This is a genomic window from Nocardia fusca NBRC 14340 (genome assembly GCF_001618425.1).
Taxonomy (GTDB): Bacteria; Actinomycetota; Actinomycetes; order Mycobacteriales; family Mycobacteriaceae; genus Nocardia; species Nocardia fusca.
Genome location: NZ_BDCU01000054.1, coordinates 68632 through 80462 on the forward strand (window position 1 = coordinate 68632; position 11831 = coordinate 80462).

Genomic DNA, 11831 nt, shown 5'->3' on the forward strand with positions numbered 1-11831 from the left:
TACGTCCATGGCGGGTGCGGATCTCGGTCTCGACCGGGCTGTCGAGATCACCAGGACAGGCGATATCTGGTTGTTCCGTGGGCATTCCACGGCCGACCGGATGATCCGGATGACCACGAACAGTCCGGTCAACCATGTGGGTATGTCGGTGGTGATCGACGATCTTCCCGCGCTGATCTGGCACGCCGAACTCGGCCGGTCGCTGCCCGATATGTGGTCGGGCACCGCGCATCGCGGCGCTCAATTGCACAATCTGCGCGATGCGGTGCTGACCTGGGCGAACCGTTACGGTCAGCAGGCATGGCTGCGTCAGCTCGAACCGCCCGCCACCCGGGAGATGGAGGACGGCGTGCTGCGCACGGTGGCGAGACTCGACGGCACCCCGTTCCCGTCCACCGCGGCCCTGGCCGGGCGCTGGTTCCGCGGCCGGGTCCGGCTGCCGCGCCGCCGCTCCCGCCCGCCTGCCGCCCGCGAGGTGGAGAACGCCTACTGCGCGGAGATCGTGGCAGCCACCTACCAGGCGATGGGGCTGCTCCCGGAGACCCGCAGCCCCGACTGGTACGACCCCGGCCGATTCTGGAGCGGGGACCGCCTGCGGCTCAGCGGCGGCCGTACGCTCAGCGGTGAGATCGCCGTCCACGCCCCGCCCGAGCCGGCGAACTGAAGTCGCCGGCCGGGGACTGCCACGGTCTACCGTGGCGCCCGGGAGTCAGCCGGCGGCGCGCTGATACGCCTCCAGCACGACACCGGGGATGCGGCCGCGATCGGGTACCTCGTGCCCGTTGCGCCGAGCCCACTCCCGCACCGCCTTCGCCGATTGCGGACGTTCCGGTGTCTGTCCTTTCACCCGGCGCTGTTTGCCGACTCTGCGGGCGAACGGCACCCACTTGTCCAGTGCCGCGCGGAATTCCCGCGCGTTCTCCTCGGAAAGGTCGATTTCGTACAGCAGTCCGTCGACTCCGAACGATACCGTCTCCGCCGCGACGGATTCGCCGTCCAGATCATCGACCATTGTGACAATTACCCTGCGCGCCACACCCACATCCCTTCACTCACTACACCACCGGCCGACCCGGCACGCGACACCGTACTGGTACCACCCTCGGATACCGCCTCAGAAACGCTGAGAAACCAATGAGAAAGAGGCACTTGGACTCTCGTCCGACAACGCCGGAGCGCCGCGGCGACTCCGGCAGGGTGGTACCGCTGCCCCGGAAAGGCTTCCGGCGCTGCCGTGTCCGGCAGTGCCCCGACGCCGGCTGCGGGGCCACCACCTCGGCATACAGCGCCCTCCGGTATGCCGACGGCGCTGCGCGCGGCAACGATCAGGTCACCGGCGCCCGTCCACATCCCGGCGACGGTGGTGGTTCCCGCAGGAATCGGAGCATCCGCTCGGCGGCCTCGCGCGCGCTGTGCCCGTCCCATATGGTGGGCACCTGCCGTTCCGGGATCCGGAACAGTCCCCAGTGCCGCATCCGGTAGTGGTTGGCGATCTGCCCGGTCGGCAATATCGCGTACACGACGAACCAGCCACCGCCGAAACACAGTTCACCGTCGCTGTGCCGGATGCTCTTGTGCACGTCGTATCGGCCGCCGCGCGCCCATTCGTTGAATACGAGCGCGTTGTACAACATTCGATAGTGATACAGCTCGGCGAACGTATGGACGCCGTCGCTGGTGTTCTCGTCCGCCTCGCCGTGCACGCCGCCTCCAGGTCGCTCACTGTGGTGGTGATCGGACGAGTACCCGATCCGGCTACCATTCGACGCGATGCACATCGACTCGATGCTCGATTCGCTGGACGGACTGTCCGTGGGAGATGCGCTGGGGCAGCAGTTCCCCGTCATGCGCCGGTCCCTCGACGATCTCCGGGCAGGTGAGCTGCCCACCGAGCGGCCCTGGGCGTGGACCGACGATACCGAAATGGCCTGCAGCGTGGTCGCCGAACTCCTGCGCAACGGTGCGATCGACCAGGATCGGCTCGCCTCCGCATTCGCGCGCCGCTTCCGGCCGCACCGCGACTACGGGTTCAACACGGTCGGGGTGCTGCGCCGGATCGGCGCCGGTACACACTGGCGGGACGCGGCCGGGGAGTTGTTCGAGAACCAGGGATCTCGCGGTAACGGGGCGGCCATGCGGGTCGCCCCGCTGGGTGCCTGCTTCGCGGGCGATCCGCAACGGATCGTCACCGAGGCCGCCCGGTCGGCCGAGGTCACGCATACCCACCCGGAGGGGATCGCCGGCGCGGTCGCGGTGGCGCTCGCCGCCGGCCTCGCCGCCCACACACGGCGGGCCGGTGTCCGGCCCGCCCCGGCGGAGTTCGTCACCGCCGTTCTCGACCGGCTGGCCGACAGCGAGACGACCCGGCTGATCCGCCGGGCCCGGTCCATGCTGGGCGCCTCCGCGCCCGAGGCCGCGCACGAACTCGGCAACGGCTCACTGGTCACCGCGCAGAACACGGTGCCGTTCACGATATGGGTGGCGGCGACCGCCCTCGACGACTACCCGGCCGCGATCACCACCTGTATCGCGGCGGACGGCGATATCGACACCACCGGCGCCATCACCGGCGGCATAGTCGCCGCCCACACCGGCACCGGGGCCGGCCGGGCCGGCGCGGTGCCGCGGCAGTGGCTCACCGCGCGGGAACCGCTGCCCCGCTGGTTCGACCCGGAACGCCGGCCACCCCGGCCGAAGGGGCTCGCCCGCATGCGCCGCTGGTTGCCCGGCGGCTCGTGACGGACCGGCGAGCACACGTTCATCGACCGGCGCCGATCGAATTTGGCAGCGCGTTATCGCAGGCGAGGCCGACCGGCGAGCTCAGTGGATGTGGTCCTGCCAGTCCGCCGGTACCCGATCTCGCGGACCGGGGACGGTCTGCGAGCTCGGATGATCCCGCGGCGGCGCGAGTTCCGGGCCGGCCCCGTACATTTCCCCGGACCGGTAGTCCCAGAACCAGTCCTCGCCCGGTTCGTAACTCTGCACGAACGGGTGCCCGGTCGCGGTGAAGTGCGCGGTGGCGTGCCGGGCGGGAGAGGAATCACAGCAGCCGATATGACCGCACTGGGCACACCGCCGCAGATGCACCCACCAACCCTGCGCCTTTTCGCATTCGACACAGCCCGGGCCGCTGGGCGGCACGGCCGGGTCGATGCCCTCGATGGCCTGAGACATCATGTACCTCCGCAAATGCCGATGGGGGACGGTTGTCGCGCCGCACGCCCACCGGGAGCAGCGCGGGGCCGGTAGCGGGAACTCGGACGCCGCCCGGCCACGACCGGAACCCTACCCGTCCGCAGGGCCGATCGCCGCGCACGCGGACCGATCATCCGAGGTCGGTGGACCTCCCCATCCCGTCCTCAGCCGAGCAGCCGAGCAGCCGGGCGTCGAGTCCGGCGAGGTAGTCGCGGCCGTAGCGACCGTTCTCCAGGGTTTCCAGTAGCGGCCGCGGCAACGCTCATCCGGCCCTTCGACCCGACCTCACCGCGCCAGGGACGCGCCCACCCACCCGGAACATATCCGTCCAGCCAGGCGCCTATGGCGGAGGGCGGCCCGAGGTCGTGGTGGCAGTAGTAGACCGCCTGCGCGGACGCGATACCGGCAGGGGTGTCGTGGGTGACGGCGGCCTGGATCGCGGCATGGTGGAGCACATCGTCCACGGTGGGCAACAGCCCGATCGGCGCGGCGCGCATGGCCGCACCGCTCTTGTCGCTGTCCGGCCGGATCCGGCGCAGGAACTCCTCGCCGTCGGAGACCGAGAGGAGGAAATCGTAGAAACGGCCCGCATAACCTTCCCGCCGATCACGGTGGAAGACCGTGACGAAGCGGTCCGCCAGGTTCGCGGGCGTCCACGGCTCGCCGGCCACGAGGAGTTCGGCGACGGCGAGACTCATCTGCGTGTCATCGGTGTAGGCGCCGGGTCGGATACCGGCGTGCCTCGGATGCTGCACGTACCCGCGCAGAGTGTTGTGTTCGGCCACGAATTGCGGCTCCGCGTATTCGAACCCTGCCCCGTAGGCGTCACCGACCGCGGTTTCGACCAGCACCGGTCCCCTCCCCGCCCGGCCGTCCCGCCGGTCACACCGATAGGGACCGAACGTACCCCGCCACCGGCACGGCCGTGCTCCGTTTCGCCGGCCCGCACCCGGGTACGCGCCCGACGCCGGCAGTCGCCGGCCACGGCAACGGGAGGAGAGCGGCATGGCGGATGTGCACGGACACCGGCTCACCGGAATCCGGGCGGCCACCACCCTGGTGGATCTGGGTTTCCCGGCGATCACCGCGGGGGTGATCGCGCGCCGCAGGCCGATGCTCGGACTGCTGGAACGTCTCCGTGCCGACGAACGCGCGATCGAGCGGATCCGCGCTCTGCGCGCGGAGTTCGGCCGCGGACCGGTCGAACTGGTGGTGCCCGGCCGCCGGATCGTCGTGGTCCTCGACCCCGAAGATGTCGGCCGCGTCCTCGACGAAGCGCCCGCGCCGTTCGACCCGGCGAATCGGGAGAAACGGGCCGCACTGGGACAGTTCCAGCCACACGGCGTGCTGGTCTCCCGGGGACAGGTCCGCGAACGGCGGCGCGCGGTGAACGAGGCGGCACTCGACACCGGCGCATCGCTGCACCGGCTCGCGACGCCGTTCGCGGCGAAGGTCGCCGACGAGGCACAGGATCTGCTCGCCCGCGCCCAGGGGCGCGGGGTGCTGGACGCCGGGACGTTCACGGCCGCGTGGTGGCGGCTGGTGCGGCGGATCACGCTCGGCGAGCGGGCCCGGCACGACGACGCGATCACCGACGAGTTGTGGCGGCTGCGGTCGGCCGCGAACTGGTCGTTTCTGGCACCCCCGCACCGCAAGCGCCGCGACCGGTTCCTCACCCGGTTGTACGACTACGTGGAGTCTGCGGAACCGGGCAGCCTGGCGGGCGCGCTGGCCGCGGTACCCGCTGCCGGAGCGATCGACCCGGTGGGCCAGATGCCGCAGTGGTTGTTCGCCTTCGACGCTGCCGGGATAGCGCTCTCCCGGACGCTGGCCCTGCTGGCCGACCATCCGGACCAGCGGGCGCGGGCCCGTGCGGAAGCCGAGGATCCCGGCACGGCCGGGTTGCGGCCCTATCTCCGCGCCTGCGTGCTCGAATCGATCCGGTTGTGGCCCACCACTCCGGTCATCCTGCGCGATACCACCGAGTGGACCCGGTGGCGGTCCGGCTCGGCGGAGTTCGCGCTGGAGCCCGGGGCGGCACTGGTGATTGTGGCTCCGGCCTTCCATCGCGATCGTGACACGCTACCCTTCGCCGACCGGTTCGTCCCCGAGATCTGGCTGGACGGGCGCGCGCAGCAGTATCCGCAGCTGGTGCCGTTCAGCGCCGGCCCCGCCGAATGCCCGGGACGGAATCTGGTCCTGTTCGTCACCAGCGCACTGCTCGCGCATATGGTGTCCGGGCCGGAGTTGCGCCTGCGCTCGCATCTCCCGCTCGGCCCTGCCGCACCACTGCCCGCCACCCTGAACAACTACGGCTTGGAGTTCACGGTCGTGCCCGGCGCCGAAGCCCCGAGAATCGCGGACGCCGCCCCGCGATGAGCACGGCCACCGCGGCCCGCCGCCTCGTCCCGGGGGGCCGCCCCCGGTCAGCCGAGCGTCGCGAGCAGGTTCCGGCAGGCCTGTTCGCAGCGCCGGCAGGCCTCGGCACACACCTCACAGTGCTCGTGCATGCCGGCGTGCCGCAGGCATTCCTCCCGGCACGCCGCGCAGGCGGCGACGCAGGCCTCGAGCAGTGGCCGAGTCGGTGCGGTGCGACCGCCGGTGTGCCGGGTGAGCACGCGACCGGTGGTATCGCAGATCTCGGCACAGTCCAGGTCGGTGCGAATACAGGCGACCAGGTCGGCCACCGTGGCTTCGCTGAGGCAGGAATCCGCGCATGCGGTGCACACCTGCGCGCACGAGAAACATTCCTCGATACACCGGGTCAGGGCGGTGCGGTCGATTCCGTCCAGGTCGTGGGGGTACAGGTCCAGCATTTCGGCCGCATGGGTCATGGCGCGCTCCTCGGTCCGGTCGGCGAACTTCCCGGGCGTGCTACCCAGCGACCGGGCCCGCACACCTCCGCCGGCGAGGCGCCGCATATCGCGACGCCGGACTCAGGTGTGCAGAACCTCCGACGGCGAGCGTCCGTAATGCCGGCGGTAGGCGATCGCGAAGCGGCCCGGGTGGGCGAAACCCCACCGGTGGGCGATGGTCGCGACGGTCCGCCCGTCCCCGGCCCCGGCGGCGCGCAGGTCGTCGTGCGCGCCGGCCAGCCGGAGCCTGCGCAGGTACCGCAGCGGTGTCGTGCCGAGATGGCGCCGGAACGCCAGTTGCAAGGCGCGCGGTGTCACGAACACCGCGGCCGCCACCTGCGTGATCGTCACATCCTCGTGCAGATGCGATTCGAGATAGGACACCGCGCGGCGCACCGTCTCCGGGTGGGCGTCGCGGCGGTCGGCGGCCGCGGCGTCGGTCACCGCCGTGGTCGGCATGGTGGCGAGCACGGTCGCGGCGAGGTAGTCGGCACCGGCCGCGGCGAGCAGTGGACTGTCCGCGGTGGCGGGATCGTTGGCGACCCGTTGCAGGTGGGTGATCACCGCCGTCAGCTGCCGGTTCGCCGCCTGGCTCACCGGTCGGTGGCCACTGAGCCGGAGGGTGTCCGCTGGGTCGCCGGCGGTCGCGAGGCGGTCCAGCAGCTCCGGGCCGAACATGGTGATGTCGTAGCGCGCGGAGCGGACCACCCCGGAATACGGCAGATCGTGCGGGGTGAGCAGGCCGGAGTCGCCGGAGGTGAAGGTGTCGCGTCCCCCACCGTGGTAATCCTCCTCGATCGTCCCGGAATGCACTGTCACCAGGCAGACCTTGTTCAGCGGGTCGGCGTCGTAGGCCATATCGAAACCCAGGTCCAGCCGGTCGAGACTGACCGGGCCGAGCATGTCGCGGCGGATGCGGGTGCGCACCCCCCGCTGGCCGTCGTTGCCGATCTGCATCCGGGTGTAGGCGTCGTTGAGGAATGCCTCGGTCGCACCGAGGTCCTCGCTGTCGAACGCCAGACTCTGCATGAGCAGCCTCTCGTCGGGTCGAACGCACCATCGTTCGTCGCGCAGGTGAAACGGTGGTCGTTCTCTTCTACGACACCATGTGTACTCGCCCGGATCAAACCGGTTGACGAACGCGGTGGCCCCGACGGCCCGCCGATCCCCGGCAGGCGACGCCCTCGAGAAGCCCGCACACCACGCTCATGACCGCCATGCACCGAGCCGTACGGCTGACGCATTGCCGGTAGTGCTGTCGCCTCCGGACGGGACGCCCGGAGAGGTCCAGTATCCGCGACCGGAGCCGCCCGCATCAGCGGAGCGACCGGCCGACCGGCTCCACTGTCCGGAAAACGAAGCCCACCGACCTCGGAGATTCACAAAACGAAGAAGGTGGGCCGATCTTGATTGCGCACGCCCTCCTGCGGTAGCCAGGGATCGTGTCGCCCTCCGACGGCGCGGATCGAGGCGGAGGCAACCGAAAGGTAGGTTTTCGATGACGACTGTGGCCGCATACGGCTCCCCCACCACCGCGCGGCGGGCCAGCCGCGGTACCGACAGCTACGACGGGATCGAGCCGCTCCTGGAGCAGCTCGCGGAGATGGACAGCGACAACCCTGGGCGACCGGAGTTGCGCGAAGAGATCATGCGGCGTTGCCTGCCGCTCGCCGATCACATCGCGCGCCGGTTCACCGGCCGCGGGGAGACCTACGAGGATCTGCACCAGATCGCCTCCCTGGGCCTGGTGCTGGCCGTGGACCGTTACGACGCCACCCGGGGCGCCAGTTTCCTGGCCTTCGCGGTACCCACCATCATGGGCGAGGTCCGCCGCCATTTCCGCGACCACACCTGGGCGGTCCGCGTCCCGCGGCGGTTGAAGGAAACCCAACTCGCCCTCGGCCCCACCATAGAACGCCTCAGTCAGGAACTCGGCCGCACCCCGACCGCGCTCGATATCGCCGTGGCGATGAATCTCGACCTCAACGAGGTCACCCAGGCCCTGCTGGCCGGTAATGCCTATCGCACCGATTCGCTCGACGCCTCGGTCGAGCAGAACGACAACAGCGGAACGGCGGCGAAGAACGCCGACACCCTCGGCGACGAGGATCCGTCCTACGAGATCACCGAGAACGCGCTGACGATCGCGCCCCTGCTGCGGGAGCTGCCGGCCCGCGACCAGCGGGTGCTGCATATGCGGTTCTTCGAGAACCGCACCCAGGCCCAGATCGCGGCCGAACTGAACGTCTCCCAGATGCAGATCTCGCGCATCCTGTCGCGGACGCTGGCGCTCCTGCGCGACCGCGCCCTGCGCGACTGACCGCCCGGCGACCGCGTACCGCACCACACCGGCCGAGCGTCGCGGGGCGATTCGCCTCGCGGCACTCGGCCGGAGCATCGATCAACGGTGTCGGCGAACAGTCCTCACTTCGCGGGCATCGCGTACTCGGCTTCGGATCGCCGCCCCCGCATCGATATCTTTCGTTGGATGCGCACGTGACCGCATGTCTCAAAACCTTGGTATCGAGACAGCTATTCGCCCCCACGCGGGCACCGGGTGCGCGGGACTGCCCCGGTCCGCCGATCGCGGTCGGCGGACTGCTCGCGAGCGTTTGCTCGCGTAGAAATCACGATCTCCGGCGGTGTGATCACCGTTGCAGGTTCGCTATGAGCTCCTCCGCCACCGGTGTCAACTGCTCCGGCCCCACCTGATTCAGTGTCGATACGGTGACCGTCAACCGCTCCTCGCCGACCGGGAACACCACGGCGAGCTGGTGACCGAACAGCGGAACCTCCCCGTATCCGGCGGCAGCGCCGACCCCGGGCACCTCTCGATAGGGGACCACGGTCTTGTCCTCGGAACCGGTGTACCGGCCGATTCCCTCGGTGAACTCCTCGTCCAGTGCCTCCCCATCGGTTGCCTCCGGCGGCGTGACGCCCAGGCTCGTGTTGAGCCACCACGGAGACCCCTCGGCATCGTCCTCTGGGAAGTACTTGCATCGGTAGGACATCACCTGTGTTCGCCCGGGCCCGGCCCTGCCCACGTGGTCACCGACCGGCGCACCCAGCGCTCCCCGGAGCGACTCGCCGGTGACCAGCGCGCACATCTTCTCCTCGGTCATCTCGTCCAGCACCGAAGAACTCGTCGCCGCATCGGTCAGCGAACAGGACGACGCGGCGAGCGCGGCGGCCACAATGGCCACGGCCTTACGGAACATCGGATCTACCACCTTGTCTCACACCAGCGCGCGTATCCGCGGGCAGCGGTACGGCGGCTTCCAGGAGAGACGTCCGACAGATCACGATCACCCGCACCACGGCACCGGATGTCCATCGCCGCGCCCCTCCCCGACATTGTCTCGGCCCGACGTTATTTCACGGTGAGGGCATCCGAAAGCCCCGATCCCTCCGGCGGCCTCCTGCAGTGCCTCGGCGGCGCGAGTGCCCACATCGACCGAGCGGGCCGTCTTCGGCACCCATGGCGGCAGCCCGCACCATCCGGCGTGGTATCGCAATCTCATGGCGAACCCGCGGGTCACCGTCGAGGCGGGCCCGGAAACAGCGCCGGCCGTAGCGCGGCTCGCGGAAGGCGCGGAGCGCGAGCGAATCTGGGCCGAAGAGATAGCGCTCGTCCCGAAGTTCGCCGAGTTCGAAGCAGCCGCTGGTGGATCTCGGCTTCGCCACCCGACGTCATCAGAACACACCGACAAACGACGTCCGAATTCGGATCCGGCCCACTTTCCGTGACGACGTGCCGGGGGTCCGGGGCGCCGTCGTTGTGCGGCTGTGCGGGTCGGCGGCGCCCGGTACCAGGCGGGGCCGGCACCGGCGCGGCGCGGACCGGACGGGGTCGGTGCGGCGATCTCCGGCTCCGCCGGTCCGGCATCGCCGCCGCAGCACATCCCCCGGGCAGTACCTACCGTCCGCCGATTCGGCGTACCGGCCCTCACTGTCGCGCACGGTCACCGTCCGTCCCGCCGCGGCTCGCCGAGCCGGCGGTCTCCGGCCGGCTACGACCGTTGAGGGTGACCTCGATTCCGCTCCCGCGGCGCACCGTGTTGTAGATAGGACAGGTGGCGACGAAGTTGTCCACCAGCGCCCATCCGTCCGTGTCGCCGACCCCGTCGATACCGATCTCGAGTACGGTGCGGCGATAGTAGGTGGGGTCGTCCTCGTCACGGGTGTGCGACGCCGTCGCCGTCACCCGCACCGCGGGCAAACCCGCTGCCGCGGCATGGTTCTCGATATTGGCGAGAGCACAGGACGCCAGCGCGGCGAGCAGCAGTTCGCCGGCGTGGATCGCCTCACCACCCACCAGCCGTGAATCGCTGACCAGGTGGTTGGTCCGTGCCGAGACGATGAACCGGCCCGGCGTCGCGACCTCGGCCGCCACCACCACCTCACCGCGCGTCCCACCGGTTTCCGAGCCGGTCACGCCGCGCCACCCGCGCGGGTGGTCCATTCGCCCCGGGCCGGACGGTCGAGCCCGAGGTTCTCGCGCAAGGTGGCGCCCTCGTACTCGGTGCGGAAGAGTCCGCGTTTCTGCAGTTCCGGCACCACCTGCCGGGTGAAGGTCTCGAATCCGCCCGGCTGATACGGGACCTGGAGGGTGAAACCGTCGGCGGCTCCGTCGGTGAACCACTCCTGGAGTCCGTCGGCGACCTCGGCGGCCGTTCCGATGAAATCGCCCTCGGTCCGGCCGCCGTACTGTTTGCCCAGCTGGCGCAGTGTGAGACCGTCGCGCTCGGTGATCTCCCGGACCTCGTGGTAATGCCCCTCCACACCCGGAACCTCCACCTCGGGCAGGCGTTCGTCCAGCGGGAAGGTGGAGAGGTCGACGTCGAGGTGATAGGCGAGCGTGGACAGGCCACCCAGCGGCGGGACCAGTTCGAAGATCTCCGCGGCCAGTTCCTTGGCCCGCGCCGCGGTCGGCGCGACGATCGGGGTGATCGACGGCAGGATCTTGATCCGGTCGGGGTCGCGGCCGAAGGTCGCCGCCCGCTCTTTGATCTCGGTGTAGAAGGACTGCGCGGACTCCTTGGAGGCGTGGCTGCAGAAGATCACATCGGACCAGTGCGCGGCGAAATCCTTACCCTTCGACGAGGCGCCGGCCTGGATCAGCACCGGGTAACCCTGCGGCGGCCGCGGCACATTGAGCGGGCCCTGCACGGTGAAGTACTGCCCCCGGTGATCGATCCGGTGCACCCGGTCCGGATCGGCGAACAGCGGCGCCTGCTCGTCCAGGACCAGCGCGTCGTCTTCCCAGCTGTCCCATAGTTTCGCCGCCACCTGCAGGAACTCGTCGGCGCGTTCGTAGCGGGTCGAGCGGTCGAACTGCGCGTCGAGGTTGAAGTTCCGTGCTTCGGATTCCTGGAACGAGGTCACGATATTCCACGCGGAGCGGCCCGCGGTGAGGTGATCGAGGCTGGCGAAGGTTCGTGCGACGCTGAACGGCTGCGCGTAGCTGGTCGACACTGTCGCCGCGATACCGAGATGCCGGGTCACTGCGGCCATCGATGCCATCACCGGTAGCGGATCCACCCGCAGCGAGCCCAGCGCGCCGTACCGCAACTGCGAATCGGTACTGCCGCCGAAACGGTCGGGGACCGAGAGGATATCGGGGAAGAACGCCAGGTCGAACCGGCCGTCCTCCAGCGTCCGCGCGATGTTGTGATAGTAGGAGGCGTCCAGCCAGCCGGGCACCGATCCCGGATAACGCCAGCCACCTGGGCGGCCCGGGCCCGCGGTGACAAACGCGGCAAGGCGCATTTTCTTGCTCAT

General features: G+C 69.9%; 14 protein-coding genes. 5 read left to right on the top strand and 9 right to left on the bottom strand.

Features of this window, described 5'->3' with window-relative positions:
- Nucleotides 1–7: 7 nt before the first annotated feature.
- Nucleotides 8–664 carry a hypothetical protein gene (locus tag NF4_RS31645; protein ID WP_063131063.1) on the top strand — a complete coding sequence of 219 codons (657 nt, stop codon included), beginning with the start codon at nucleotides 8–10 and terminating at the stop codon, nucleotides 662–664.
- Nucleotides 665–709: 45 nt separating this feature from the next.
- Here NF4_RS31645 and NF4_RS31650 read toward each other — a convergent pair whose 3' ends face one another.
- Together NF4_RS31650 and NF4_RS31655 are read right to left on the bottom strand one after the other, a co-directional pair.
- The gene (locus NF4_RS31650) at nucleotides 710–1036 is read right to left on the bottom strand and encodes a histone-like nucleoid-structuring protein Lsr2 (protein WP_063131101.1); all 327 of its coding nucleotides are present in this window, start codon (nucleotides 1034–1036) and stop codon (nucleotides 710–712) included.
- A 289-nt stretch (nucleotides 1037–1325) separates the two neighbouring features.
- Nucleotides 1326–1703, bottom strand: a complete 378-nt coding sequence (locus NF4_RS31655; RefSeq protein ID WP_063131064.1) for a WDGH domain-containing protein — start codon at nucleotides 1701–1703, stop codon at nucleotides 1326–1328.
- 67 nt (nucleotides 1704–1770) lie between these two features.
- Here NF4_RS31655 and NF4_RS31660 point away from each other — a divergent pair, with 67 nt between their 5' ends.
- Nucleotides 1771–2739 carry an ADP-ribosylglycohydrolase family protein gene (locus NF4_RS31660; protein ID WP_063131065.1) on the top strand — a complete coding sequence of 323 codons (969 nt, stop codon included), beginning with the start codon at nucleotides 1771–1773 and terminating at the stop codon, nucleotides 2737–2739.
- 81 nt (nucleotides 2740–2820) lie between these two features.
- Here the strand turns inward: NF4_RS31660 and NF4_RS31665 are convergent, their stop codons facing one another.
- A complete protein-coding gene (locus NF4_RS31665) occupies nucleotides 2821–3174 on the bottom strand; it encodes a UBP-type zinc finger domain-containing protein (RefSeq protein ID WP_063131102.1) in 354 nt (117 codons plus the stop codon).
- Between the two features lie 185 nt (nucleotides 3175–3359).
- A complete protein-coding gene (locus NF4_RS31670) occupies nucleotides 3360–4046 on the bottom strand; it encodes an ADP-ribosylglycohydrolase family protein (protein WP_063131066.1) in 687 nt (228 codons plus the stop codon).
- A gap of 154 nt (nucleotides 4047–4200) precedes the next feature.
- Between NF4_RS31670 and NF4_RS31675 the strand changes: the two genes are divergently transcribed.
- Nucleotides 4201–5574: a cytochrome P450 gene (locus tag NF4_RS31675; RefSeq protein WP_063131067.1), complete on the top strand. Its 1374-nt coding sequence runs from the start codon at nucleotides 4201–4203 to the stop codon at nucleotides 5572–5574.
- Nucleotides 5575–5621: 47 nt separating this feature from the next.
- Here the strand turns inward: NF4_RS31675 and NF4_RS31680 are convergent, their stop codons facing one another.
- Nucleotides 5622–6029 carry a four-helix bundle copper-binding protein gene (locus NF4_RS31680; RefSeq protein WP_063131103.1) on the bottom strand — a complete coding sequence of 136 codons (408 nt, stop codon included), beginning with the start codon at nucleotides 6027–6029 and terminating at the stop codon, nucleotides 5622–5624.
- 102 nt (nucleotides 6030–6131) lie between these two features.
- Nucleotides 6132–7079 carry a helix-turn-helix transcriptional regulator gene (locus NF4_RS31685; RefSeq protein ID WP_063131068.1) on the bottom strand — a complete coding sequence of 316 codons (948 nt, stop codon included), beginning with the start codon at nucleotides 7077–7079 and terminating at the stop codon, nucleotides 6132–6134.
- A gap of 469 nt (nucleotides 7080–7548) precedes the next feature.
- On the opposite strand from NF4_RS31685, the gene NF4_RS31690 reads away from it, so the two are divergent.
- Nucleotides 7549–8370, top strand: coding sequence for an RNA polymerase sigma factor SigF (locus tag NF4_RS31690; protein WP_063131069.1), 822 nt, complete (start codon nucleotides 7549–7551; stop codon nucleotides 8368–8370).
- 328 nt (nucleotides 8371–8698) lie between these two features.
- On the opposite strand, the gene NF4_RS31695 is transcribed toward NF4_RS31690, so the two are convergent.
- The gene (locus tag NF4_RS31695; RefSeq protein ID WP_157120710.1) at nucleotides 8699–9268 is read right to left on the bottom strand and encodes a hypothetical protein; all 570 of its coding nucleotides are present in this window, start codon (nucleotides 9266–9268) and stop codon (nucleotides 8699–8701) included.
- Between the two features lie 223 nt (nucleotides 9269–9491).
- On the opposite strand from NF4_RS31695, the gene NF4_RS31700 reads away from it, so the two are divergent.
- The gene (locus tag NF4_RS31700) at nucleotides 9492–9797 is read left to right on the top strand and encodes a nitroreductase/quinone reductase family protein (RefSeq protein ID WP_232330739.1); all 306 of its coding nucleotides are present in this window, start codon (nucleotides 9492–9494) and stop codon (nucleotides 9795–9797) included.
- A 199-nt stretch (nucleotides 9798–9996) separates the two neighbouring features.
- Here the strand turns inward: NF4_RS31700 and NF4_RS31705 are convergent, their stop codons facing one another.
- Both NF4_RS31705 and NF4_RS31710 read right to left on the bottom strand, forming a co-directional pair.
- On the bottom strand, nucleotides 9997–10485 hold the full coding sequence (locus NF4_RS31705; protein ID WP_232330740.1) for an OsmC family protein: 489 nt from the start codon (nucleotides 10483–10485) through the stop codon (nucleotides 9997–9999).
- Nucleotides 10482–11831: an LLM class flavin-dependent oxidoreductase gene (locus tag NF4_RS31710; protein ID WP_063131071.1), complete on the bottom strand. Its 1350-nt coding sequence runs from the start codon at nucleotides 11829–11831 to the stop codon at nucleotides 10482–10484. The genes NF4_RS31705 and NF4_RS31710 overlap by 4 nt, the downstream gene beginning before the upstream one ends.

Bases quoted from the DNA above. Each gene is read 5' to 3' on its own strand.
- NF4_RS31645 (WP_063131063.1), top strand. From the start codon at position 8: ATGGCGGGTGCGGATCTCGGTCTCGACCGGGCTGTCGAGATCACCAGG.
- NF4_RS31660 (WP_063131065.1), top strand. From the start codon at position 1,771: ATGCACATCGACTCGATGCTCGATTCGCTGGACGGACTGTCCGTGGGA.
- NF4_RS31665 (WP_063131102.1), bottom strand. From the start codon at position 3,174: ATGTCTCAGGCCATCGAGGGCATCGACCCGGCCGTGCCGCCCAGCGGC.
- NF4_RS31675 (WP_063131067.1), top strand. From the start codon at position 4,201: ATGGCGGATGTGCACGGACACCGGCTCACCGGAATCCGGGCGGCCACC.
- NF4_RS31680 (WP_063131103.1), bottom strand. From the start codon at position 6,029: ATGACCCATGCGGCCGAAATGCTGGACCTGTACCCCCACGACCTGGAC.
- NF4_RS31685 (WP_063131068.1), bottom strand. From the start codon at position 7,079: ATGCAGAGTCTGGCGTTCGACAGCGAGGACCTCGGTGCGACCGAGGCA.
- NF4_RS31690 (WP_063131069.1), top strand. From the start codon at position 7,549: ATGACGACTGTGGCCGCATACGGCTCCCCCACCACCGCGCGGCGGGCC.
- NF4_RS31695 (WP_157120710.1), bottom strand. From the start codon at position 9,268: ATGTTCCGTAAGGCCGTGGCCATTGTGGCCGCCGCGCTCGCCGCGTCG.
- NF4_RS31710 (WP_063131071.1), bottom strand. From the start codon at position 11,831: ATGAGCAAGAAAATGCGCCTTGCCGCGTTTGTCACCGCGGGCCCGGGC.